Source organism: Pseudomonas sp. B21-031, from assembly GCF_024748985.1.
Taxonomy (GTDB): Bacteria; Pseudomonadota; Gammaproteobacteria; order Pseudomonadales; family Pseudomonadaceae; genus Aquipseudomonas; species Aquipseudomonas kermanshahensis.
Genome location: NZ_CP087181.1, coordinates 5,701,995 through 5,724,236 on the forward strand (window position 1 = coordinate 5,701,995; position 22,242 = coordinate 5,724,236).

At 62.9% G+C, this 22,242-nt stretch carries 22 protein-coding genes; 8 read left to right on the top strand and 14 right to left on the bottom strand.

Annotated features, from left to right (window positions below):
• Positions 1-17 precede the first annotated feature (17 nt).
• Entirely contained in the window at positions 18-800 is a 783-nt protein-coding gene (locus LOY53_RS25410) for a sulfite exporter TauE/SafE family protein (protein ID WP_252826163.1), read from the bottom strand.
• Positions 801-930: 130 nt separating this feature from the next.
• Here LOY53_RS25410 and LOY53_RS25415 point away from each other — a divergent pair, with 130 nt between their 5' ends.
• A complete protein-coding gene (locus tag LOY53_RS25415; RefSeq protein WP_252826164.1) occupies positions 931-1,677 on the top strand; it encodes an NRDE family protein in 747 nt (248 codons plus the stop codon).
• A gap of 107 nt (positions 1,678-1,784) precedes the next feature.
• Here LOY53_RS25415 and ptsP read toward each other — a convergent pair whose 3' ends face one another.
• Both ptsP and LOY53_RS25425 read right to left on the bottom strand, forming a co-directional pair.
• Positions 1,785-4,064: a phosphoenolpyruvate--protein phosphotransferase gene (ptsP, locus tag LOY53_RS25420; RefSeq protein ID WP_099455649.1), complete on the bottom strand. Its 2,280-nt coding sequence runs from the start codon at positions 4,062-4,064 to the stop codon at positions 1,785-1,787.
• 22 nt (positions 4,065-4,086) lie between these two features.
• A complete protein-coding gene (locus LOY53_RS25425) occupies positions 4,087-4,566 on the bottom strand; it encodes an RNA pyrophosphohydrolase (protein WP_003249017.1) in 480 nt (159 codons plus the stop codon).
• A gap of 141 nt (positions 4,567-4,707) precedes the next feature.
• On the opposite strand from LOY53_RS25425, the gene LOY53_RS25430 reads away from it, so the two are divergent.
• Positions 4,708-5,364 carry an HAD family phosphatase gene (locus tag LOY53_RS25430; protein WP_252826165.1) on the top strand — a complete coding sequence of 219 codons (657 nt, stop codon included), beginning with the start codon at positions 4,708-4,710 and terminating at the stop codon, positions 5,362-5,364.
• Positions 5,365-5,451: 87 nt separating this feature from the next.
• Here LOY53_RS25430 and LOY53_RS25435 read toward each other — a convergent pair whose 3' ends face one another.
• Both LOY53_RS25435 and ilvA read right to left on the bottom strand, forming a co-directional pair.
• On the bottom strand, positions 5,452-5,877 hold the full coding sequence (locus LOY53_RS25435) for a DUF2269 family protein (RefSeq protein ID WP_186704150.1): 426 nt from the start codon (positions 5,875-5,877) through the stop codon (positions 5,452-5,454).
• Between the two features lie 38 nt (positions 5,878-5,915).
• Complete coding sequence (gene ilvA / locus LOY53_RS25440; protein WP_258703420.1) at positions 5,916-7,430, bottom strand: threonine ammonia-lyase, biosynthetic; 1,515 nt, start codon at positions 7,428-7,430, stop codon at positions 5,916-5,918.
• Between the two features lie 149 nt (positions 7,431-7,579).
• Between ilvA and rpiA the strand changes: the two genes are divergently transcribed.
• Positions 7,580-8,254, top strand: coding sequence for a ribose-5-phosphate isomerase RpiA (gene rpiA / locus LOY53_RS25445; RefSeq protein WP_027592289.1), 675 nt, complete (start codon positions 7,580-7,582; stop codon positions 8,252-8,254).
• Between the two features lie 155 nt (positions 8,255-8,409).
• Here the strand turns inward: rpiA and LOY53_RS25450 are convergent, their stop codons facing one another.
• From LOY53_RS25450 to LOY53_RS25465, 4 genes are all read right to left on the bottom strand, one after another.
• Positions 8,410-9,312: an SdiA-regulated domain-containing protein gene (locus tag LOY53_RS25450; RefSeq protein ID WP_252826166.1), complete on the bottom strand. Its 903-nt coding sequence runs from the start codon at positions 9,310-9,312 to the stop codon at positions 8,410-8,412.
• 92 nt (positions 9,313-9,404) lie between these two features.
• Positions 9,405-10,325: an SdiA-regulated domain-containing protein gene (locus LOY53_RS25455; RefSeq protein ID WP_252826167.1), complete on the bottom strand. Its 921-nt coding sequence runs from the start codon at positions 10,323-10,325 to the stop codon at positions 9,405-9,407.
• A gap of 159 nt (positions 10,326-10,484) precedes the next feature.
• Positions 10,485-11,150, bottom strand: a complete 666-nt coding sequence (locus tag LOY53_RS25460; RefSeq protein WP_099430720.1) for a fumarylacetoacetate hydrolase family protein — start codon at positions 11,148-11,150, stop codon at positions 10,485-10,487.
• A 25-nt stretch (positions 11,151-11,175) separates the two neighbouring features.
• Positions 11,176-12,573 carry an FAD-binding oxidoreductase gene (locus LOY53_RS25465; protein ID WP_258703421.1) on the bottom strand — a complete coding sequence of 466 codons (1,398 nt, stop codon included), beginning with the start codon at positions 12,571-12,573 and terminating at the stop codon, positions 11,176-11,178.
• A gap of 171 nt (positions 12,574-12,744) precedes the next feature.
• On the opposite strand from LOY53_RS25465, the gene serA reads away from it, so the two are divergent.
• Complete coding sequence (gene serA, locus LOY53_RS25470; protein WP_027592284.1) at positions 12,745-13,974, top strand: phosphoglycerate dehydrogenase; 1,230 nt, start codon at positions 12,745-12,747, stop codon at positions 13,972-13,974.
• A 56-nt stretch (positions 13,975-14,030) separates the two neighbouring features.
• Here the strand turns inward: serA and LOY53_RS25475 are convergent, their stop codons facing one another.
• Positions 14,031-14,507 carry a DUF4399 domain-containing protein gene (locus tag LOY53_RS25475; RefSeq protein ID WP_099455655.1) on the bottom strand — a complete coding sequence of 159 codons (477 nt, stop codon included), beginning with the start codon at positions 14,505-14,507 and terminating at the stop codon, positions 14,031-14,033.
• Between the two features lie 199 nt (positions 14,508-14,706).
• On the opposite strand from LOY53_RS25475, the gene LOY53_RS25480 reads away from it, so the two are divergent.
• Positions 14,707-15,183 carry a transporter substrate-binding domain-containing protein gene (locus LOY53_RS25480; protein WP_252826169.1) on the top strand — a complete coding sequence of 159 codons (477 nt, stop codon included), beginning with the start codon at positions 14,707-14,709 and terminating at the stop codon, positions 15,181-15,183.
• A gap of 99 nt (positions 15,184-15,282) precedes the next feature.
• Here LOY53_RS25480 and LOY53_RS25485 read toward each other — a convergent pair whose 3' ends face one another.
• The gene (locus tag LOY53_RS25485; RefSeq protein ID WP_258703422.1) at positions 15,283-15,780 is read right to left on the bottom strand and encodes a DUF523 domain-containing protein; all 498 of its coding nucleotides are present in this window, start codon (positions 15,778-15,780) and stop codon (positions 15,283-15,285) included.
• Positions 15,767-16,399, bottom strand: coding sequence for a 2OG-Fe(II) oxygenase (locus LOY53_RS25490; RefSeq protein ID WP_099455916.1), 633 nt, complete (start codon positions 16,397-16,399; stop codon positions 15,767-15,769). Before LOY53_RS25490 ends, LOY53_RS25485 begins: the two co-directional genes overlap by 14 nt.
• 113 nt (positions 16,400-16,512) lie before the next feature.
• Between LOY53_RS25490 and LOY53_RS25495 the strand changes: the two genes are divergently transcribed.
• Positions 16,513-17,265, top strand: a complete 753-nt coding sequence (locus tag LOY53_RS25495; protein ID WP_252826172.1) for a DUF2059 domain-containing protein — start codon at positions 16,513-16,515, stop codon at positions 17,263-17,265.
• Here the strand turns inward: LOY53_RS25495 and LOY53_RS25500 are convergent, their stop codons facing one another.
• Positions 17,266-18,192: an alpha/beta hydrolase gene (locus LOY53_RS25500; RefSeq protein WP_252826174.1), complete on the bottom strand. Its 927-nt coding sequence runs from the start codon at positions 18,190-18,192 to the stop codon at positions 17,266-17,268. It lies immediately after the preceding gene.
• Between the two features lie 234 nt (positions 18,193-18,426).
• Here LOY53_RS25500 and LOY53_RS25505 point away from each other — a divergent pair, with 234 nt between their 5' ends.
• Positions 18,427-18,996: a DUF6436 domain-containing protein gene (locus LOY53_RS25505; protein ID WP_258703423.1), complete on the top strand. Its 570-nt coding sequence runs from the start codon at positions 18,427-18,429 to the stop codon at positions 18,994-18,996.
• Here the strand turns inward: LOY53_RS25505 and LOY53_RS25510 are convergent.
• Positions 18,975-19,541: a sugar O-acetyltransferase gene (locus LOY53_RS25510; RefSeq protein WP_258703424.1), complete on the bottom strand. Its 567-nt coding sequence runs from the start codon at positions 19,539-19,541 to the stop codon at positions 18,975-18,977. The two genes, LOY53_RS25505 and LOY53_RS25510, sit on opposite strands and share 22 nt — an antisense overlap.
• A gap of 86 nt (positions 19,542-19,627) precedes the next feature.
• Here LOY53_RS25510 and LOY53_RS25515 point away from each other — a divergent pair, with 86 nt between their 5' ends.
• Positions 19,628-21,991 (top strand): penicillin acylase family protein, encoded by a 2,364-nt coding sequence (locus tag LOY53_RS25515; RefSeq protein ID WP_258703425.1) that lies wholly within the window; start codon positions 19,628-19,630, stop codon positions 21,989-21,991.
• Positions 21,992-22,242 lie beyond the last annotated feature (251 nt).

Below are 22,242 nucleotides of genomic sequence, written 5' to 3' on the forward strand. Positions count from 1 at the left end.
AGTTTCAAATCAGCGAGCTAAATCAAAAAGCTGAGGCCGACGCAGAACAGCAGCGCGGCGAACAGACGCTTGAGCAGGCGTGGCGACAGTTTGTGCGCCAGGCGCGCGCCGAAGCGGGCGAAAAACATGCTGGTCACGGCAATGCCGACCAGCGCGGGCAGGTACACGTAGCCCAGGCTGTGGGCCGGTAAGTGTTCTTCGTGCCAGCCAAGCCACATGAAGCTCAGGGCACTGGCCACGGCAATCGGAAGGCCACAGGCCGAGGACGTTGCCACCGCCTGCTGCATGGGCAGGCTGCGCCAGGTCAGGAACGGCACCGTCAGTGAGCCGCCACCAATACCGAAAATCGCCGACGCCCAGCCTATCACCCCGCCCGCTGCGGTCAGCGCGGGCTTGCCAGGGATGCCACGGCTGGCCTTGGGCTTGAGGTCCAGGGCCATTTGCGCGGCAATGATCAGGGCGAACACACCGATGATCTTCTGTAGCAGCGGGCCCTGGATCAACGAGGCGGTCTTGGCGCCGATACCAGCGCCCATCAGGATGCCCACGGTCATCCAGGCGAAGATCGGCCACTGCACCGCACCCCGGCGATGGTGTTCGAGCACCGCGTTGATCGAGGTGAAGATGATGGTTGCCAACGACGTACCGACAGCCAGGTGGGTCAATACCGAGGGGTCGAAGCCCTGCAAGGTGAAGCTGAACACCAGCACCGGCACGATGATGATGCCACCGCCAACGCCGAACAGCCCGGCCAGCACGCCGGCACATGCACCTAACAGCAGATAGAGTACGAACTCCATTCGTTGCCCCTGAGAAAATCAATCCGGCATGGTAACGGAAGCCGGCCCTGAGGCTCTAGTGAACTTCGTGACAGGATGGATCAGCACCGCCGCAGTGGGTAGAGTGGCAAAAAACACAGAGGCCCAACCGATGTGCCTGATCGTATTCGCCTGGCGGCCGGGGCATGCCCTGCCGCTGATCGTGGCGGCCAACCGCGACGAGTTCTATGCCCGGCCCACGCAGGCCCTGACCGCCTGGGAGGATGCCGCTGGTGTCTACGCCGGGCGTGACCTGGAGGCTGGCGGTACCTGGCTGGGTGTGGGGCCGCAGGGGCGCTTTGCCGCGCTGACCAACATTCGCGACCCTGGGCAGGCCTTGGGCGTGCGCTCGCGTGGGGAGCTGGTGGCGGCGTTTCTGCAGGGTGAGCTTGGCGTGGAAGCCTATCTTGACCAGGTGGCCAGCCGCAGCCGCCAGTATTCGGGGTTCAACTTGCTGGTGGGTGATGGGGCGCACTTAGGGTTTCTGCACGCCCGAGACGCCGCGCCGCGATTGCTGGGACCTGGGGTCTATGGGTTGTCCAATGCCGGGTTGGATACGCCGTGGCCGAAGCTGGTGAAGGCGCGCAGCGGGCTGGAGGGGTTGCTTGAGTCAGCAGACCCGCAGCGCTTGTTGACGTTGCTGGCCGATGCTGAACCGGCAGCCGAAAGCGAGTTGCCGGAAACGGGCGTGGGGTTGGCGACCGAGAAGCTGCTGTCGAGTGTGTTTATTGCCAGCCAGACTTATGGGACGCGGGCGAGTACTGTGCTGATCGTGGATGATCAGGGGAGAAGACGGCTGGTTGAGCGCAGTTTCGGGCCGTTTGGGGGGCATTTGGGAGAAGTTGAGATTATGGCTTGAGGGCCAGGGGGCTGCTTTGCAGCCCTTCGCAGCACAAGGCTGCTCCTACAAAGTGACGCGATCCCCTGTAGGAGCAGCCTTGTGCTGCGAAGAGGCCGGTACAGGTATCAGAGGGTCTTGTTCGCCCCAGGCCCGATCATGCGCGCCAACCCTAGGTTCTTAAGCGCCAATTGCAGCGAGCTGTGGATAACCTGCGGGTTATCATGGCTCATGGCTTCGGCCAGCAGCTCCTTGGCCTTGCTCATGTTGATCTGGCGCAGCATCCACTTCACCTTGGGCAAGTTGGTGGCGTTCATCGACAAACTGTCGAAGCCCATCGCCATCAACAGCACCGCTGCCGCCGGGTCACCGGCCATCTCGCCGCAAATGCTCACCGGCTTGCCCTCCCCATGGGCATCGCGCACCACCGTGTTCAAGGCCTGCAGCACGGCCGGGTGCAGGTAATCGTACAGGTCGGCGACCCGCGGGTTGTTGCGGTCGACCGCCAGCAGGTACTGGGTCAGGTCGTTGGAACCGACCGACAGGAAGTCCACCTGCCGCGCCAGCTCTTTGGTCTGGTACACCGCCGCAGGGATCTCGACCATCACGCCAACCGGCGGCATCGGCACATCGGTGCCTTCGTCACGCACCTCACCCCACGCGCGGTGGATCAGGTGCAGTGCCTCTTCCAGCTCGTGAATGCCAGAAATCATCGGCAGCAGGATGCGCAGGTTGTTCAGGCCTTCGCTGGCCTTGAGCATGGCGCGGGTCTGGACCAGGAAGATTTCTGGGTGGTCGAGGGTAACGCGAATGCCGCGCCAACCCAGGAAGGGGTTTTCTTCCTTGATCGGGAAGTACGACAGCGCCTTGTCCCCGCCGATATCCAGGGTACGCATGGTCACTGGCAGCGGGTGGAAGGCCGCCAGCTGTTCGCGGTAGATCGCCAGCTGCTCTTTCTCGCTGGGGAAGCGCTGGTTGATCATGAACGGCACTTCGGTGCGGTACAGGCCTACCCCTTCGGCGCCACGCTGCTGGGCACGGGCGACGTCGGCCAGCAGGCCGGTGTTGACCCACAGTGGCATGCGGTGGCCATCCGGGGTGACGCAGGGCAGCTCGCGCAGCGCATCCAGGCCTTGCGCCAGCTGGCGCTCCTCCTCGACCACTTCGCTGTACTGCTTGCGCAACACGTCGCTGGGGTTGGTGAACACCTCGCCCTTGTAGCCGTCGACGATCAGCTCGATGCCATCGACCTTGGAATACGGCAGGTCGACCAGGCCCATTACCGTCGGAATACCCATGGCGCGGGCCAGGATAGCGACGTGTGAGTTGCCCGAACCCAATACCGACACCAGGCCGACCAGCTTGCCCTCCGGCACTTCGCCCAGCATCGCTGGCGTCAGTTCTTCGCTGACCAGGATGGTATTGTCGGCGTACACCAGCGATTGCGAGCGAGCCTCCTGCAGGTAGGCGAGCAGCCGGCGGCCAAGGTCCTTGACGTCCGAAGCGCGCTCACGCAGGTAGTCATCGTCCATCAGCTCGAAGCGGTTGACGTGCTCGCCGACCACTTGGCGCAAGGCGCCCTGGGCCCACTGGCCGGTCTTGATGACCTCGGTCACCTCGCCGCCCAGGGCGGCGTCTTCGAGCATCATCAGGTACACGTCGAACAACGCGCGCTCTTCGGGCCGCAACTGGGTGGCCAGCTTGGCCGACAGCTTGCGCATGTCGGCGCGCACGCCTTCAAGGGCGTTCTGGAACAGTTTCAGTTCGGCGTCGATGTCTTCGACAGTCTTGTCCGGCACCACTTCGAGGTCGGCCGGCGGCAGCATCACCACTGCGCGGCCAACGGCGGCGCCTGGCGAGCCCGGCACGCCGACGAAGCGAGCCTCCTGGATACCCTTGCCCTGGCGGCCCAGGCCACGGATCGAGCCGGTCGCCTCGGCGTGGGCGATAACCCCGGCGAGCTGGGCGCTCATGGTGACCAGGAAGGCTTCTTCGCCCTCATCGAACTGGCGACGTTCCTTCTGCTGAATGACCAGCACCCCGACCACCCGACGGTGGTGAATGATCGGTGCACCCAGGAAGGAGGCGAATTTTTCTTCACCGGTTTCGGCGAAATAGCGATAACGCGGGTGATCGGCGGCGTTTTCCAGGTTCAGCGGCTCTTCCCGGGTACCGACCAGGCCGACCAGGCCCTCGTTGGGGGCCATGCTGACCTTGCCGATCGAACGCTTGTTCAGGCCCTCGGTGGCCATCAGCACGAAGCGGTTGGTTTCCGGGTCAAGCAGGTAGACGGAGCAGACCTGGCTGCCCATGGCCTCCTTGACGCGCAAGACAATGATCCCCAACGCCGTCTTGAGATCTTTGGCGGAGTTCACTTCCTGGACGATCTTGCGCAGCGTATTGAGCATGGCTCGGGGTCGAACTCCGTCGTCAGTCGCGCGTCAGAAGACGCGGTGCTAGCTCTTTCAGGGCGCGACGGTAGACCTCGCGCTTGAATGTCACAACCTGGCCCAGCGGGTACCAATAGCTGACCCAGCGCCAGCCGTCGAACTCCGGCTTGCCCGTCAGGTCCATCCGCACCCTTTGTTCGTTGCTTACCAGACGCAGCAGGAACCACTTCTGCTTCTGGCCAATGCACAGCGGCTGGCTGTGCGTACGCACCAGACGCTGGGGTAAACGATAACGCAACCAGCCGCGCGTGCAGGCAAGAATTTCCACATCGTCGCGTTCAAGGCCAACTTCTTCGTTCAGCTCGCGGTACAGGGCATCTTCCGGCGTCTCGTCAGGGTTGATGCCACCCTGGGGAAATTGCCAGGCATCCTGGTTGATCCGTCGAGCCCATAGCACCTGCCCGGCATCATTCGTGAGAATGATCCCGACATTGGGGCGAAAACCATCCGGGTCGATCACGGCAGCAACCTCGCAAACGCATGTCACCGCATTGTTCCACAAAGCCTGCGAGCGCAGCAACGCGCCCGCCAAGCTTATGTGCAGCGAGGTGAAAACTCCGTATTCTGCGGGCCTACCTTGTAGCTGATGCGAGTGAACGCGATGCGCCTGGCTTTATTCGACCTGGACAATACCCTCCTCGGTGGCGACAGCGACCATGCCTGGGGTGACTATCTGTGCGAGCGCGGCATACTCGACCCGGTCGCTTACAAACAACGCAACGATGCCTTCTACCAGCACTACCTGAACGGCACCCTGGACTTGCAGGCCTACCTGGCCTTTTCCATGGAGATTCTGGCGGCAACGCCTATGGCCCAGCTCGACGCGTGGCACCGCGATTTCATGCGGGACTGCATCGAGCCGATCATCCTGCCCAAGGCCCTGGCATTGCTGCAGCAGCACCGCGAGGCGGGCGACAAACTGGTGATCATCACCGCCACCAACCGTTTCGTGACCGCGCCAATCGCCCGCCGTTTGGGCGTGCGTACCCTGCTGGCGACCGAATGCGAGACCGAAGCTGGCCGCTACACCGGGCGTAGTACCGATATAGCGTGTTTCCGTGAAGGGAAAGTGACGAGGTTGCAGCGCTGGATGCTGGAGAACGGCTACGACCTTACGGACAGCTATTTCTACAGCGATTCGATGAATGACCTGCCGTTGCTGCAACAGGTGACGCATGCGGTGGCGGTGGACCCGGATCCGAACCTGCGGGCGGAAGCCGAACAGCGTGGGTGGCCGGTGATTTCGCTGAGGGATTGAGATTTTGGGGCCGCTTCGCGCCCCATCGCAGGCAAGCCAGCTCCTACAGGTGCTGCACAGGTTTCAGGCCTTGTGCACGACCTGCCGTCAGACTGGCTTGGCACCCATCAGGCCGGCAATGGACAGGAAGCAAACCCCGCTGAACACCGCCAACGCCAAGGTAAACCGCAGCCCCACCACCTGCGCCTTGCGCAGCCGGTTCAAGCGCACCAGCAGCCACCACACGGCAAACGCACCCAGCGTATAGATGACGCTGGATGCCAGCACCCAGGTCTGCCCCAGTGGCCAGCCGACCAGGTGCACCAGCCACCAGCCAGTGACCGGCATGCTCACCAGGCACACGCCCATGACCAACCAAACGAACACCAGCGGCCGGCGCAACAATTTGCCGTAGGCCTCGGCATCGCCCAGCCGGCGGGCGCGAACTGTCCAGATCACCAAGCCCAGCGCGCCCAGAAGCAGCAGCGCAGTGGCGGTGATGTGCAAGGCCTTGAGCGTCGTCAGGTGTTCCATGTCTTCATATCCATGCGCGATGAGCCAAGCTTAGTCGCTCAACCCAAAAACAACCGGTAAGCCGGGTTATCGGTCTCGTCCCAGTACGGGTAACCGATCTTGGCCAGCGCCGCTGGCACCAGGTGGCGTTCGTCTTCCGGTACCTGCAAGCCCGCCACCACGCGCCCGTCGGCAGCGCCGTGGTTGCGGTAGTGGAACATCGAGATGTTCCAGCGCCCGCCCAGCTTGTTGAGGAAGTTGAACAACGCACCCGGCCGCTCGGGAAACTCGAAGCGCAGCACGATCTCATCACTGGCGCCGGCCGAATGGCCACCCACCATGTGACGAATGTGCAGCTTGGCCAGTTCGTTGTCGGTCAGGTCGGTAACCGGGAAGCCCTGCTCGGTCAGTTGCTGCACCAGCACCGCACGCGGGTCGTTCTCTGGGTGGGTCTGCACGCCGACGAAGATGTGCGCCTCGTCGGAGGTGTGCTTGCGGTAGTTGAATTCGGTGATCTGGCGCTTGCCGATCGCCTCGCAGAACGCCTTGAAGCTGCCCGGGCGCTCAGGGATGGTAACGGCGATGATGGCTTCGCGTTTTTCGCCCAATTCGGCACGCTCGGCCACATGGCGCAGGCGGTCGAAGTTGACATTGGCGCCTGAATCGATGGCAACCAGGGTCTGGCCGGTCACGCCATACAGCTCGACATACTTCTTGATGCCGGCAACCCCCAGCGCGCCCGCTGGCTCGGTGATCGAGCGGGTATCGTCGTAGATATCCTTGATGGCTGCACAGATCTCGTCAGTACTGACAGTGATCACCTCATCCACATGCAGGCGGCAGATGTCGAAGGTGTGCTGGCCAATCTGCGCCACCGCCACACCGTCGGCGAACAGCCCGACCTGTGGCGACACCACGCGCTCACCCGCGGCCATGGCGGCCTGCAGGCAGTTGGAGTCGTCCGGCTCGACGCCGATGACTTTGATTTCCGGGCGCAGGTACTTCACGTAGGCCGCGATGCCGGCGATCAGGCCGCCGCCGCCGACCGGCACGAAGATCGCGTCGAGCCGGCCCGGATGCTGACGCAGGATCTCCATGGCCACTGTGCCTTGCCCAGCGATGGTGTGCGGGTCGTCGTAGGGGTGGATGTAGACGAAGCCCTTCTCATCGACCAGCTTGAGCGAGTAGGCCAGTGCCTCGGGGAAGGTGTCGCCGTGCAATACCACCTTGCCGCCCCGCGAACGCACGCCTTCGATCTTGATCTCCGGGGTGGTCTTGGGCATCACGATGGTTGCCTTGATCCCCAGCTCACGCGCCGCCAGCGCCAGGCCCTGGGCATGGTTGCCGGCCGAGGCGGTGACCACGCCGCGGGCCAGCTCTTCTGGGGTCAGTTGCGCCAGCTTGTTGTACGCCCCGCGAATCTTGAACGAGAAAACCGGCTGCAGGTCTTCGCGCTTGAGCAAGATCTGGTTGCCGAGGCGTTTGCTCAGCTGCCCGGCGCTCTGCAGCGGCGTTTCGACGGCGACGTCATAGACGCGCGAGGTGAGGATCTTCTTGACGTACTGTTCGAGCATCGGGAAAGCATCACTGGCCGCGGGACAAGGGCTGCGAGTCTACCCCAGCGCTACGTCGGGCGACCACAGCAAAGCCGCGCAAGCCGCTATACTAAGCCCCTTTGAAACCCAGCCCCCTTGAAAACCTCCCCGCCCCTCTCGGAGCCCGCATGACCCAGGACCAACTCAAACAGGCCGTCGCCCAGGCCGCTGTCGACTTCATTCTGCCCAAGCTGGATGAAAAGAGCGTCGTCGGCGTCGGCACCGGTTCGACCGCCAACTTCTTCATCGACGCCCTGGCTCAGCACAAGACCGCCTTCGATGGCGCAGTCGCCAGCTCCGAGGCCACCGCCCAGCGTCTGAAGGGTCATGGCATCCCGGTCTACGAGCTGAACAGCGTCAGCGAGCTGGAGTTCTATGTGGACGGCGCCGACGAGAGCGACGCGCACCTGAACCTGATCAAGGGCGGTGGCGCGGCGCTGACCCGCGAGAAGATCGTCGCGGCCGTGGCCAAGACCTTCATCTGCATCGCCGATGCCAGCAAGCTGGTCCCGGTGCTGGGCGCCTTCCCGCTGCCCGTCGAAGTGATCCCAATGGCCCGCAGCCACGTGGCGCGCCAGCTGGTCAAGCTGGGCGGTGACCCGGTGTACCGCGAGGGTGTGCTGACCGACAACGGTAACGTGATCCTGGACGTGTACAACCTGCAGATCACCAACCCGGTCGAGCTGGAAGCGCAGATCAATGCGATCGTCGGCGTGGTGACCAACGGCCTGTTCGCGGCACGCCCGGCGGACTTGCTGCTGCTCGGGACCGCTGAAGGTGTGAAAACCCTCAAGGCCGAGTAACCCAGGCCAATAGGCGTTGTTCTAGCCCTGCTCGATCCAGGTAGGAGCAGCCTTGTGCTGCGAAGAGGCCGGTGACTACACAGTGAATCTCTGCTGCTGTTGCCGGCCTTTTCGCAGCACAAGGCTGCTCCTACCCGGATCGCGCAAGGCCGCATTTAATCTGCCGGCTGTTTGAACACGTAAAACAGGTTCGGCTCACTGACCAGGTAAATGGTCCCGGCCTCATCCATCGCAATCCCTTCCGCCTGCGGCACCGTCTCCTTCAACCCCTGGTATCCCTTGCGCAGCGACAAGGTACTGAGCGGCTTGCCCTTCACATCCAGTTCCAGCACCAGCCGCGATTCATCCGACAGCGCCAACAAATGGCCGCTGCGCTCGTCGAACTGCAAGCTCGACAGGTCCCGCACAAACAAACGTGAATCACGCTTGCGGTCCTGCACCACATGCACGGCATAAGGCTGCTCGGGGTTGTCATGCGGGAAGCCATGCACCTCGTAGATCAGCATCGGGTCGCGTTCCTTGGCCACGAACAGGCGCTTGCCGGCCGAGTCGTACGCCAGCCCCTCGAACCCCTTGTTGCCGTTCAGGCCAATGCCCAGGGTCAACTGCTCGGCATCGCCGGCATCGAGGAACAGCGTATCGTCGTCCAGGCGCACGCGAATCAGCCGTTGTTGGCGCTCATCGGTGATCACATAGCTGTTGGGGCCCACGTATTCCACCGCCTCCGGGTCGCCAAAGCCGGTCAGCGGCACGCGCCGCAGGATGCGCCCGTCCAGCGACAGCTCGATCAGCTCCGAACGTGCATTGGTCACGGTGAACAGGGTCTTGCGGTCTGGGTCGTAGGTCAGCGCCGAAATGTCATCGTCCAGCCCCTCGACAGGCTGCGCCTCGACCACCACCCGATAACGGTCCAGGCCGATGCCCTGCTCGGCTGGCTGCCACCAGGTTTTCAGGTTGAACCAGCCGCGCTCGAACAGGCGAAACTCCTGCCCGGCCCAGCCGAGCAAGAGGAGGCCAATCAAGGCCGGAATCAGTGACAGGCGGAGATAGCGACGCATTTGGGGACAGACTCGACGTAAGGGTGGCGAATCTAACCATGAACAACTGAATCAAAGCTTAATGCCAGCATCCGACAAATCTGATGTTGCTGTCAGTTTTTCTTGAAACGATAGAAGAGCGCCGGTTCGCTGACCATGTACAGGTTGCCCTGGTCATCCATGGCCACGCCTTCGGCACGCGGGATGGTGTGCTCGAGGCCGTTGAAACCGCCCAGCAAAGTCATGAAGCTGACCTGCTGGCCCTGCTCATCCAGCTCCAGCAGCATATTGGAGTCCGCCGACAGCACCAGCAGGTGCCCGGTGCGCGGATCGACGCCGAGGGCCGACAAGTTACGCAGGTCGAGTTCATCACTGGGCAGCAACTGCTTGTCACCCTTCAGCGGGCTACGGCCATCAGTGCTCCAGGTGTACAGCGTGGGCGGGCGCTCTTCGCCGATCACCAGGCGTTGACGCATCGGGTCCCAGGCCACGGCCTCGAAGCCCTTGTTGCTCTTCACCGACTTGCCCAGGTCGTAGCTCGGGAAGTCGCCATGGTTAAGCGACGTGGTGTGCGCATCCACCTTGACCACAGTCAGGTCGTGCAGCCGTTCGTCGACGATTGCCAGGTGCCCGTCCTCCATCACGGCCAGCCCTTCCGGGTTGTTCCAGCCATTCAATGGAATCTGGCGCAGCACGTTACCGTCCAGGCTGAGCTCGACCAGAAACGGGTTCTTGCCCATGACAGCGAACAGGGTGCGGGTTTGCGGGTTGAAAGCCACGTCCGAGGCTTCGTCATCGTCCATGCCGGGCAGCGGTTTGGCGTCGATATCGGCCTGATAGGCCGGCAGCCAGACGCTCTCGCTTTGCTCGGCGGTGCTTTCAAAGCTCTCCTTGACCCACAGTGCCCCGCGGTCATCCCAGTGCATGGCTACGGATACGCCATAGCCGATCACAGCTGCAACTGCCAGGCCGAACGGCCAGCGCAGGTAAAAGCGACGCTTGGGAGTTGCCGGGGCGCTGGAGCGAGATGGCATACGTGGATCCTGGGAAAATGGGCGTAGGTCCGCGCATTATCCAGATAAGGTGTGAAAAATCGGTAAACCGTGCCGGCCTCTTCGCGGGCAAGCCCGCTCCCACAGGCATTTCACAAGCTTCAAGTCTTATGCAGTCCCTGTGGGAAGCAGGGTTTTACCTCAGAGCACCCGGCTTTCGAAGCGGCTCACACCCGGCAACTCAATCACCAGCTCATCACCCACATTGAACGGCCCTACGCCCGCCGGGGTACCGGTCAAGATCACATCGCCCGCCTGCAACGAGAAATGCGCCGCCATGTACTGGATCATCGGCACGATCGGGTTGAGCATCAACGCGCTGTTGCCGTCCTGCACCACTTGGCCATTAAGGGTCAGGCGCACCGGGATGTCGGTCACATCCTCGAAACTGGCCGCCGAAACGAACGGCGGCAGCACGCAGGCGCCGTCAAAGCTCTTGCACAGCTCCCAGGGCAGGCCCTTTTCCTTGAGCTTGGCCTGCACGTCGCGCAGGGTCAGGTCGAGCGCCGGGGCATAACCGGAGATGGCGTCCAGCACCTCTTCTTCGGTTGGCTTGGTGGACAACGGCTTGCCCAGCAGCACAGCAATCTCGGCCTCGTAATGCACGACGCCACGGTCGGTCGGGATCTTGAAACCACCTTCCAGCGGCACCACGCAACTGCCCGGTTTGATGAACAGCAACGGCTCGCTGGGGATCGGGTTGTCCAGTTCCTTGGCATGCTCGGCATAGTTACGGCCGATGCACACCACTTTGCCCAACGGGAAGTGGATGCGCGTGCCGTCTACGTACTGGTGCTGGTAACTCATGGCCGACTCCTCTGCATACTGCTTATTATTCAGGAGCGAAGATCTTACCCGGATTCATGATGCCGTTAGGGTCGAAGACGGCCTTTATTGCCTTCATGCAGGCGATTTCTTCGGCCGAGCGGCTGTAGCCGAGGTAGTCACGCTTGGTCATGCCCACGCCATGCTCGGCCGAGATCGAGCCGTTGTAGCGCTGGACGATTTCGAACACCCACTTGTTGACCTTGGCGCAGGAGGCAAAGAAGTCATCTTTGCTCATGGCGTCGGGCTTGAGGATGTTCAGGTGCAGGTTGCCATCGCCGATATGGCCGTACCAGACCACCTCGTAGTCCGGGTAATGCTCGCCGACGATGGCATCGATGTCGCGCAAAAACGCCGGCACCTTGGAAACGGTGACAGAAATGTCGTTTTTGTACGGGGTCCAGTGAGAGATGGTTTCGGACAGGTACTCCCGCAGCTTCCACAGGTTTTTCAGCTGGGTTTCGCTCTGGCTCATCACCCCGTCCAGCACCCAGCCCTGCTCGACACAGTGCTCGAAGGTGGCCAAGGCTTCGTTAGCGACCTCTTCGGTGCTGGCCTCGAACTCCAGCAGGGCATAAAACGGGCAATCCGTCTCGAAAGGCGCCGGCACATCGCCACGGCCCATGATCTTGGCCAGGCCCTTGTCGGAAAAGAACTCGAAGGCCGTCAGGTCGAGCTTGGCCTGGAAGGCATGCAGCACCGGCATGATCGAGTCGAAATCCGGCGTGCCCAGCACCATCGCGGTGAGGTTGCGCGGGGCGCGGTCCAGGCGCATGGTCGCTTCGACCACAAAGCCCAGCGTGCCCTCGGCACCAATGAACAGCTGGCGCAGATCGTAGCCGGTGGCGTTCTTGATCAGGTCTTTGTTCAGTTCCAGCAGCTCGCCCTTGCCGGTGACCACTTTCAGCCCGGCAACCCAGTTGCGGGTCATGCCATAGCGAATGACCTTGATACCGCCGGCGTTGGTGCCGATGTTACCGCCAATCTGGCTGGAACCGCTGGAGGCGAAGTCCACCGGGTAATAGAGGCCTTGCTCCTCGGCGTAGGCCTGCAATTGCCGGGTAATCACCCCCGGCTGGCAGACCACCGTGCGGTCGAACGCATTGAAATCGATAATCTGGTTCATGTAATCGAACGCGACCACAACCTCGCCATTGGCCGCCACGGCACCGCCCGACAGCCCGGTACGCCCACCGGACGGCACCAGCGCGACCTGATGGCGGTTGGCCCAGGCAACGATGGCCTGCACCTGCGCGATGCTCTTGGGGAACACGATGGCCGTGGGCGCGGGCGGGTAATGCTTGGTCCAGTCCTTGCCGTAGGCTTCGAGGGAAACGGCGTCAGTCAGGACCTTGCCAGGGTCGACAAGGGTCATCAGTTCATCAATAACAGCGGGGTGGGTCATCGCTGGAACTCTCGACTTATTCATAGTCACCCTGAGCACTCTTCACCTGTCGGGATAAGCTCAGATTGTGTCGCGTATGCTAGCATAGCCCTCCCGCTGTTCATGCTAAGGCCGACGCCGCGCCTAGCATCACCCCTCGCCATTTTTTCTCCGGGATACAGGTTTACGCAGATGAGCAAGACTTCTCTCGACAAGAGCAAGATCAGGTTCCTTCTTCTTGAAGGTGTGCACCAGAACGCGGTCGATACCCTCAAGGCTGCCGGCTACACCAACATCGAATACCTCACTGGTTCGTTGCCGGAAGCCGAGCTGAAGGAAAAGATCGCCGATGCCCACTTCATCGGCATCCGCTCGCGCACTCAACTGACTGAAGAGATCTTCGACTGCGCGAAGAAGCTGGTTGCGGTCGGCTGCTTCTGCATCGGTACCAACCAGGTCGACCTGGAAGCGGCCCGCGAGCGCGGTATCGCCGTGTTCAACGCCCCGTACTCGAACACCCGTTCGGTTGCCGAACTGGTGCTGGCTGAGGCCATCCTGCTGCTGCGCGGCATCCCCGAGAAGAACGCTTCGTGCCACCGTGGTGGCTGGATCAAGAGCGCGGCCAACTCCTTCGAGATCCGTGGCAAGAAGCTGGGCATCGTCGGTTACGGCTCGATCGGCACCCAACTGTCGGTGCTGGCTGAAAACTTGGGCATGCAGGTGTACTTCTTCGACCCGCTGACCAAGCTGCCGTTGGGCAACGCTGTCCAGGTCGCCAGCCTGCACGAACTGCTGGGCCTGGCCGACATCGTCTCGTTGCATGTGCCTGAGCTGCCATCCACCCAGTGGATGATCGGCGAGAAGGAAATCCGTGCGATGAAGAAGGGCTCGATCCTGATCAACGCCGCCCGCGGTACCGTGGTCGAGCTGGATCACCTGGCTGCCGCAATCAAGGACAAGCACCTGATCGGCGCCGCCATCGACGTGTTCCCGGTCGAGCCGCGCTCCAACGACGAAGAGTTCGAAAGCCCGCTGCGCGGCCTGGACAACGTCATCCTGACCCCGCACATCGGTGGTTCCACCGCCGAGGCCCAGGCCAACATCGGCCTGGAAGTTGCCGAGAAGCTGGTCAAGTACAGCGACAACGGTACCTCGGTGTCTTCGGTCAACTTCCCGGAAGTTGCCCTGCCGGCGCACCCAGGCAAACACCGCCTGCTGCACATCCACGAAAACATCCCTGGCGTGCTCAGCGAGATCAACAAGGTCTTCGCCGAGAACGGCATCAACATCTCCGGTCAGTTCCTGCAGACCAACGAGAAAGTGGGTTACGTGGTGATCGACGTTGACGCCGAGTACTCGGACCTGGCGCAAGAGAAACTGCAGCACGTGAAGGGCACTATCCGCTCCCGCGTTCTGTTCTAAGTTTCACGGCGGCATGAAAAAGGGAGGCCCTGGTGGCCTCCCTTTTTCGTGGGTGCTTACTTCACCTCGACGGTGATCTTTTTCGATTCGACGCTCGGCTTGAACGGCACGTGGTACTTGTCGCCCAAGACCAACTGCAAAGTGTGCTTGCCTGGGGTCAGGGTAATGGTCGCCTCGGTTTGTGCCTTGCCGAAGTGCAGCACTTGCGGGCCGGCCGGCAGCGGCGCGTTGTTCTCAGGCATCAGGCTGGTTGGCAGGGGCATGTCAGCCACCGGCTCTTTGTCGACGTCCACCAGCAGGTGGTGATGCCCGCTATGCGGGGTCTGGTCACCCGCAGGCTTGAGCTCCATGCCCTCGATGCCGAACTTGACGGTGAAGGTCTTGTCGACCGTTGCGCCATCGGCGGGGGAAACGATGACGACCTTGGCATCCTTGGGCGGCTCCTGGCTCTTCAGGGCATCCGCGGCACTGGCGAACACCGAGGCCCCCATCAGCAGACCGGCTACGGCAGCACGCGAAAATAGGCTGTTCATTCACTTCTCCTGTGATTCACTTAAAGACCACTGCCGTTAAAACGTGCGGCAGCGGTAGTTCACCATAGCCCACAAAGAGAAATATTTCAGTTAGGGTTAAACCTCGCCAAGGCTTCAAGGTCATAGGCTGCGCTCGACCACGACGAGGAAGAAAGCCGTGGCGAATGAAATTCATCTGCCGAATAAAAAAGGGGCATTCATGCGTTCGACCCTAGGCGTACTGCTTGCAGTACTGATCAGTCCATTGGCCCAAGCCGAGCTGATAGACGAAATCAACGACCGCGGCGAACTGCGCATTGCCGTGCAGTCCGATACACCGCCCTATGTATTCAAGGAAAACGACCACCTCACGGGTTTCGAGATCGAGTTCGGGCAAATCCTGGCCAAGGAACTGGACCTGCGGGCTGAATTCATTGAAACGCCAGCTGAAGAAGTTCTGCCGGGCGTGGAGAGTGGCAAGTACGACATCACCCTGAATGAACAGAACACCAGTAAACAGTTGGACGTGAGCCAACCTTATGGTGAGAAGAAACAGGTCATTCCGTTCCAGAAAGACAACCCAGCGTTCGAGAGCGCGGTGAACAACGCCCTGCAACGGATCAAAGACGATGGGCGCATGGCAGCGTTGGAGCAGAAGTGGTTCAAGGGTACCCAGGAGACGGCTGCAGGCCAGTGAATGACCGGCTCTTTGTAGGAGCAGCCTTGCGCTGCGAAAGGGCCGGCAAGGCAGGAACGGGTGTTGCAGGTGCGGCCTCTTCGCAGCACAAGGCTGCTCCTACAGGTTCGCCAACGCTTGTTGTGCTTCATCCAGCTCCAGCTCGCTGAACACCAGCACCCCTTCCCGGCGCAGCAGCGCCGTGGTCACGCCCTCCCCCGGCACCTTCACGCCGCTGAAGGTGCCATCGTAGGTCAGGCGATTACCACACGAAGGGCTGCCAGACTTGAGCACCGCGACGCGAATCCCGTGCCGGCGCACCAGCGCCAACGCCCGCTGAGCACCGGCCAGAAACGCGTCGCTGACGTCCTCACCCGTCACCGTCAGCACCTGTGCCTGGCCATCGAGCACCGCACTGCCCTGCCCGCCAGGGATCTCCGCAGGCGGTCGCGGTGTGGGCAAGCCACCGGCCACTTCCGGGCACAAGGGCACTACCCGCCCCGCCGCCTGCCAGGCTTGCAACACATCCGGATGGCCACTGGCGCGGCCGTCATAGCGCACCGGCTGGCCCAGCAGGCACGCGCTGACCAGCACCTTGGGCAACTCAGAACAGGTCATTGCCACGGCGCCGGAACCAGCCAGTCAACGACAGGCGCTCACGCCCGGCTGGCAATACCTCATGGGGCACATCGCCCGACAGGAACACCACCAGGCATCCGGCCACGGGCTGCACATCGTGCTCGACACCCTGCGCCAGGAACATGCGCAGCTGGCCACCATCCTGCGGCTGCCAGTCTTCGTTCAAATAGAGCACTGCCGAGACCATGCGCCGGTCATCGTCACGAAAGCGGTCCAGATGGCGGCGATAGAACGCGCCCGGCGGGTACAGGGCGAAATGGCATTCGAAATCTTCAAGGCCCAGGAACAGCCCCTGGTTGATGGCCAGGCGCAGCTGGTCCATGGCCGCCAGGTACTGGTCGCAGGCAGCGGCCTGGCCGGGGTCGATCCACTGAATCTGATCACCGCGGATCGCCTCGCGGATCTCCTGTGAAGCCCCGCGCCCAACCCCTGCCGGGTTGAGCTCGCCTTCGGCGTCACGGCGCCGGCACTCGGCCGCCAGCGCGCGCACCAGGTCGGCAGGCAAAAAGAGCGCCTGCTGGGACCAGCCATGGGTGGCCAGATCGTCAACGACGGCCGCAAGCATCGGGTGTTCAGGGGAGATGTGCATGGCGCGCATCATATCCATTAGCCTTGCACTCGCACAGCGCCACTTGGCCGAGAAGCGCGCTGATATCTCGACAAACCGACGCTGGGCCAAGGACAATGGCAGCCTGCCGACAGGAGTCCTGAATGCGCCGTCTGTTTTCCCTGATTCTGCTGATGATCTGCACCATGCCTGTCTGGGCAGACAGCCTGGATCAACTGTACAAGGCCGCCGGCTGGCCCGACCAGCGCGCCCACTTCAACGATGCCCTGAGCGCCGCCCAGGAACGCTATCGCAACAGCCTGCCGCCTGCCGTCTACCAAGCGCTGGTCAACAACAGCAATCAGCGCTTCCAGGCCCAGGCCGTGGACCGCCGTGCCCAGGCGAAACTGCGCGCAACCCTGAGCAACCCTGCGCCAGCGCTGGCCTTCTTCAAGTCGCCGCTGGGCCGCAAGGTGGTGGCTGCCGAACTGCAGGCCACGCGCAAGGACCAGTTGGCCAAAAACGCCAAAGGCCTGCCGAAGGTCCAGGCCAGTGACGACCGCCTGTTGCTTATCGGCCACTTGGCCCAGGCGTTGCCCGCCCGCGAGGCCGGTGCAGAGGTCAGCCTGGCGATTGCCGGCGTCGCCGCCGACAGCCTCAGTTCGATGATCCCCGGCCTGTTTGGCGGCGGCCAGGCCCAGAGCCTGCTCGATGGCCAGCGCCAACGCCTGATGGGCCAGATCGGCGAAGACCTCAACAATACGCTGCTGTACGTGTACCGCGACTTGTCCGACGCCGAGCTGGAACAATTCGCCAACTTCGCTGAATCGCCTGAGGGCAAGGCGTATTACCAGGCGGCACTGGCTGCCGTGCGCGCCGGCCTGGCGGTCGGCCAGAGTGCTGCCGACCTCAAGTGATCAGCCCAGGCGCTGGTCGATGAAGGTGAAGTAGCGCTGGCGAATGCCGGGCAGTTCATTGGCCAGGTGGTGCCGCGCCTCGGGCAGCATGAGTATTTGCGGCTCAGTGAACTTGGCCTTGAGCACCTCGAGGTTGTAGGGCCAGTCCACCGTGCCGTCCGCCTCACCCTGCACGATCAAGGGCCGCCGTGTGCTGCGTGGCGCGGCTTCTATGCGCTTGACCCAGGCGATCAGTGCGCCAACCCAGGCCGTGGGTAAACGACGCGGTTGCAGGGGGTCGGCTTGCAAAAACGTCAGGAAGGCCGGGTCGTTGGTGTTTTCGCTGAAGCGCCGTTCGATGCCGTTGACGAAATGGCGCAGCACGCAATAGCTGAACTTCGACCAACGCCAGGAGCAGGGCCGCACCAGCGGCGCGAGCAGGATCACCTGCCCATCGGCCGGGCTTTGCTCGCCCCGGTGCAACAGGTGGTCGACCACGATGGCGCCGCCCGTGCTTTGCCCGCACAAATGCCAAGGCCGCGGCAGGTCCAGCCTGCGCGCTTGCTCGAAGAGTGCATCGAGCACCTGCTGATACAGCGAAAAGTCGCTGATGCTGGCCCGCTCACCGCTGGAAAGGCCATGGCCGGGCAGGTCACAGCTGATCACTGCATAACCCTGGCCCAGTGCCCACTCGATCACATGCCGGTAAAGGCCCATGTGGTCGTAATAGCCATGCAGCAGGAACACCGTGGCCACCGGCTGCGGCGGCAGCCAGACTTGCCCGACCAACTCGAACCCGGCCGCCTGGAAGCCACCCAGCCAACTGTGCACGGGCAGATCCAGGCCATAAAAATGCTGGTAATCGCGCCCCTGCGCCGACAACGGCTGGCGATCGGTCAAGGGCGCGAGGCTGGCACGCAGAAGGTCGGGGAGCAAAGCGGCGGGCATCGGGTACATCCAGAGCGAAGCGAGTATTGATCTGTGATATTCAGCTCTAGCTGGCGTCGTGGCAAGCTTGCTCACCCTCGAACAACCAACACCTATCAAATTGTGGGAGCGGCCTTGTGTCGCGAAAGGGCCGCCAAGCGGCCCCCGGTTTCAGCGCTATCGCAGAAATGCCGGGACCGCTGCGCGGTCCTTTCGCGACACAAGGCCGCTCCCAAAAAGGGCCAATGACTGCTCATGAATAGCCGAATCATCAAAACATCGTGCACGGCAATCGCCCTACTGGTTGGCGTTGGCATTCTCTGGCTGGCCTACACCACCTTCCAGTCCCGTTACCTGCGCCCGTTCGACAACCAGGCCACCCTGTTCGACGGCAGCCAACTGCGCCTGCCCGCAGAGCTGGCCGGCCCCGGCCCGATCCGTGTGGTGCACTTCTGGGACCCGGCCTGCCCGTGCAATGTCGGCAACCAGCAGCACCTGGCCGACCTGGTCAGTCACTTCGCAGGCGACGGCGTCAGCTTCCATGTGCTGCAAAAACCCGGCAGCCACGGCCAGTTGCCCACGAACCTCAGCGCTCTCAAGCCCCTCGCCAGCCTGCCCGGCAGCGAGCACCTGCCCGCCTCCCCGGCCGTGGCCATATGGGACCGACAAGGCCACCTCGCCTATTTCGGGCCTTACAGCGAAGGGGCGGTGTGCAACGCCAGCCACAGTTTCATCGAACCGATCCTCAAGGCGTTGATCGATAACCGCCTGGTGACGGCCTCCAACACCTTGGCGGTGGGTTGCTATTGCCCCTGGGCCGGCTGACGCACGCGCGCCGGGTTACCGACCACCACCGCACCCGCTGGCACATCGCGGGTGACCACGCTGCCCGCGCCGACCACCGCGTTGTCGCCCAGGGTCACCCCCGGCAGGATGATCGCCCCGCCACCAATCCACACATTGTTGCCAATCGTCACCGGCCGGCCGCTTTCCTGCCCGGTGCGCCGCAGCTCAGGGTCGAGTGGGTGGTCGGCGGTGTAGATCTGCACTGCCGGGCCAATCTGGCAATCGTCGCCGATGCGCACCGGCAGCACGTCGAGGATCACGCAGTTGAAGTTGATGAAGGTGTTGCGGCCAATGCTGATGTTGTAGCCATAGTCGCAATAGAACGGCGGGCGGATCACCGTGCCTTCGCCGGCCTGGCCGAAGTGCTCGGCGAGCAGGCCGTGACGTGCGTCGTTGAGCAGCTCGAAACTGCTGTTGTAGCGCTGCATCCAGTGCTTGTTGGCAATTTGCTCGGCCTGCAGCTCGGGGCAGCCGGCATGGTAGAGCTGGCCTGCGAGCATTTTCTGTTTTTCGCTGAGGGACATGGAAACTCCTTTCGAGGGCTATGCTCTGTGCGCGAATCCGTCGATGATCGGACCACAGTTTTCGCTCGAATGCACAAGGAGTCTCGATGAAGCGCAGCCTGACCCTGTTGGCCGTGGTAATCGCCGTGGCCGCTGGCGCCGGATACGGGTACGTGCACGGCAAGCTGCCGCAACGCGAGGGCGAAGTGGCGATCGCCGGCCTGCAGGCGCCGGTCAGCGTGCGCTATGACAGCCGCGGCGTTGCGCACCTGCAGGCACAGAACGAACAGGACCTGTACCGCGCCCTCGGCTACGTGCACGCCCAGGACCGGTTGTTCCAGATGGAGATCATGCGCCGCCTGGCGCGCGGTGAGTTGGCCGAAGTGCTGGGCGAAAAACTCGTGCCCACCGACACCCTGTTTCGCAGCTTGCGTATCCGCGACCAAGCGACGCTGATGGTGCAGCGGCAGGACCGCCAATCACCCGCCTGGCAGGCCCTGCAAGCCTACCTGGAGGGCATCAACAGCTGGCAGGCCAGCCACCCCAAGCCGATCGAGTTCGACCTGCTGGGCATCACCCCTCGCCCGTTCACCGCCGAAGACACCCTGAGCATCGCCGGTTACCTGGCCTACAGCTTCGCCGCCGCGTTCCGCACCGAGCCCGCGCTCACCTATATTCGCGACCAGCTCGGCCCGCAGTACCTGAGCATCTTCGACCTCGGCTGGCAACCCGAAGGCGCCCTGGCCGCGCCGTTGGCGGCCGCCGACTGGCGCAGCCTGGAGGCACTTGCCCGGCTCAGCCGCGACGCTCTAAGCGACGCGGGTATCCCGCAATTCGAAGGCAGCAACGCCTGGGCCGTCGCCGGCAACCGCACCCGCAGCGGCAAGCCGCTACTGGCCGGTGACCCACACATCAGCTTCGCGGTACCGGCGGTGTGGTACGAGGCCGAATTGTCGGCCCCTGGGTTCAACCTGTATGGCTACTTCCAGGCACTGAACCCCTTCGCGCTGCTCGGCCACAACCGCGACTTCGGCTGGAGCCTGACGATGTTCCAGAACGATGACGTCGACCTGATCGCCGAACGGACCAACCCCGAAAACACCGACCAGGTGATGATCGACGGTACCTGGCAAACCTTGGAAAAAACCGAGCAAACCCTCGCCGTCAAAGGCGAGGCGCCCGTCACCCTCAGCCTGCGCCGCTCGCCCCACGGCCCGATCGTCAACGAGGTATTGGGCGCTACCGCCGGGACCACGCCAGTGGCCATGTGGTGGGCGTTTCTGGAAACCGAAAACCCGATCCTCGACGGGTTCTACCAGCTCAACCGCGCCGACACCCTGGGCAAGATGCGCGAGGCGGCCGCCAAGGTTCAGGCGCCTGGGCTGAACTTTGTCTGGGCCAATGCCCGTGGTGATATCGGCTGGTGGGCTGCGGCACAACTGCCGATCCGCCCGGCGGGGGTCAACCCGACATTCATCCTCGATGGCGCCAGCCCGCAGGCAGACAAGCTCGGTTTCTACCCCTTCAGCGCCAACCCGCAGCAAGAAAACCCCGCACGCGGCTACATCGTGTCGGCCAACTACCAGCCGCCCTCGGCCGTGCCCGTGCCGGGTTACTACAACCTGCCGGACCGTGGCCGCCAGCTCGACCGCCATCTGGCCAACCCTGACGTGAAGTGGGATACCCAGAACAGCCAGGCCCTGCAGCTGGACACCGCCAGCGACCATGGCCCACGCACCCTTGCACCGCTGCTGGCGACGCTGCGCACAGTGGCCGAGGGGGACGAGGAGAAGGAGCTGGTCGAGCAACTGGCCGCCTGGAGCGGTGACTACCCCCTGGACTCGATCAGCGCCACGCTGTTCAACCAGTTCCTGTATGAACTGGCGTTCGCGGCCCTGCATGACGAACTGGGCGACACCTGGTTCCCGGTGCTGATCAGCACCCGCGCCATCGATGCCGCGTTGCCTCGTTTGGCCGCCGATGCCGAGTCGCCCTGGTGGAGCACGCGGGGAGCAAACGAACGCACCGACCGCACTGCGATCGTGCGCATCGCCTGGCAAAAAAGCGTGAAGCACCTGCGAGACACCCTGGGCAGCGACCCGGCCAGTTGGCAATGGGGCAAAGCCCATACCCTGACCCATAACCATCCGCTTGGCGTGAAGAAGCCGCTGAACCTGCTGTTCAACGTCGGCCCGTTCGCGGCGCCTGGCACGCATGAGGTGCCCAACAACCTGTCGGCGAAAATCGGACCGGCACCTTGGCCGGTGACGTATGGGCCTTCGACACGCAGGCTGATCGACTTTGCCGATGCCGGGCAGGCCTTGACCAGTAACCCGGTCGGGCAAAGCGGGGTGCCGTTTGATAAGCACTATTCGGATCAGGCTGCGGGGTACATCGAAGGGCAGTACCAACGGGCGCAGATGGGGGTGATTCCAGCGCAGAGTACGCTCAGGCTGATTCCTGAAGAGTAGGAGCAGCCTTGCGCTGCGAAGAGGCCGGGGAAAGCACTGTGAATTTCGGTGCTGTCACGGGCCTCTTCGCAGCACAAGGCTGCTCCTACCGGGCGCGGGGTTTGCCCAGAGTGGGCCGCAAAGCGTCCTGGTTGCACGATCAACCCTGCCACGTTGTACGGACTAACGCGGCCGCTCCTACAAAGGATTGCATCACGCGCACCAACAAAAACGCCGACGCAATGGCGTCGGCGTTTTCAGGCGCGGGGCTA

What these genes read in the sequence shown, in the direction of transcription:
- ptsP (WP_099455649.1), bottom strand. Translation starts at nt 4,064, where the DNA reads ATGCTCAATACGCTGCGCAAGATCGTCCAGGAAGTGAACTCCGCCAAA.
- LOY53_RS25500 (WP_252826174.1), bottom strand. Translation starts at nt 18,192, where the DNA reads ATGCCCGCCGCTTTGCTCCCCGACCTTCTGCGTGCCAGCCTCGCGCCC.
- LOY53_RS25515 (WP_258703425.1), top strand. Translation starts at nt 19,628, where the DNA reads ATGAAGCGCAGCCTGACCCTGTTGGCCGTGGTAATCGCCGTGGCCGCT.
- LOY53_RS25430 (WP_252826165.1), top strand. Translation starts at nt 4,708, where the DNA reads ATGCGCCTGGCTTTATTCGACCTGGACAATACCCTCCTCGGTGGCGAC.
- LOY53_RS25510 (WP_258703424.1), bottom strand. Translation starts at nt 19,541, where the DNA reads ATGTCCCTCAGCGAAAAACAGAAAATGCTCGCAGGCCAGCTCTACCAT.
- LOY53_RS25490 (WP_099455916.1), bottom strand. Translation starts at nt 16,399, where the DNA reads ATGCGCGCCATGCACATCTCCCCTGAACACCCGATGCTTGCGGCCGTC.
- LOY53_RS25435 (WP_186704150.1), bottom strand. Translation starts at nt 5,877, where the DNA reads ATGGAACACCTGACGACGCTCAAGGCCTTGCACATCACCGCCACTGCG.
- LOY53_RS25465 (WP_258703421.1), bottom strand. Translation starts at nt 12,573, where the DNA reads ATGACCCACCCCGCTGTTATTGATGAACTGATGACCCTTGTCGACCCT.
- LOY53_RS25410 (WP_252826163.1), bottom strand. Translation starts at nt 800, where the DNA reads ATGGAGTTCGTACTCTATCTGCTGTTAGGTGCATGTGCCGGCGTGCTG.
- LOY53_RS25480 (WP_252826169.1), top strand. Translation starts at nt 14,707, where the DNA reads ATGCGTTCGACCCTAGGCGTACTGCTTGCAGTACTGATCAGTCCATTG.
- LOY53_RS25485 (WP_258703422.1), bottom strand. Translation starts at nt 15,780, where the DNA reads ATGACCTGTTCTGAGTTGCCCAAGGTGCTGGTCAGCGCGTGCCTGCTG.
- rpiA (WP_027592289.1), top strand. Translation starts at nt 7,580, where the DNA reads ATGACCCAGGACCAACTCAAACAGGCCGTCGCCCAGGCCGCTGTCGAC.
- LOY53_RS25415 (WP_252826164.1), top strand. Translation starts at nt 931, where the DNA reads ATGTGCCTGATCGTATTCGCCTGGCGGCCGGGGCATGCCCTGCCGCTG.
- LOY53_RS25505 (WP_258703423.1), top strand. Translation starts at nt 18,427, where the DNA reads ATGAATAGCCGAATCATCAAAACATCGTGCACGGCAATCGCCCTACTG.
- ilvA (WP_258703420.1), bottom strand. Translation starts at nt 7,430, where the DNA reads ATGCTCGAACAGTACGTCAAGAAGATCCTCACCTCGCGCGTCTATGAC.
- serA (WP_027592284.1), top strand. Translation starts at nt 12,745, where the DNA reads ATGAGCAAGACTTCTCTCGACAAGAGCAAGATCAGGTTCCTTCTTCTT.
- LOY53_RS25460 (WP_099430720.1), bottom strand. Translation starts at nt 11,150, where the DNA reads ATGAGTTACCAGCACCAGTACGTAGACGGCACGCGCATCCACTTCCCG.
- LOY53_RS25455 (WP_252826167.1), bottom strand. Translation starts at nt 10,325, where the DNA reads ATGCCATCTCGCTCCAGCGCCCCGGCAACTCCCAAGCGTCGCTTTTAC.
- LOY53_RS25450 (WP_252826166.1), bottom strand. Translation starts at nt 9,312, where the DNA reads ATGCGTCGCTATCTCCGCCTGTCACTGATTCCGGCCTTGATTGGCCTC.
- LOY53_RS25495 (WP_252826172.1), top strand. Translation starts at nt 16,513, where the DNA reads ATGCGCCGTCTGTTTTCCCTGATTCTGCTGATGATCTGCACCATGCCT.
- LOY53_RS25475 (WP_099455655.1), bottom strand. Translation starts at nt 14,507, where the DNA reads ATGAACAGCCTATTTTCGCGTGCTGCCGTAGCCGGTCTGCTGATGGGG.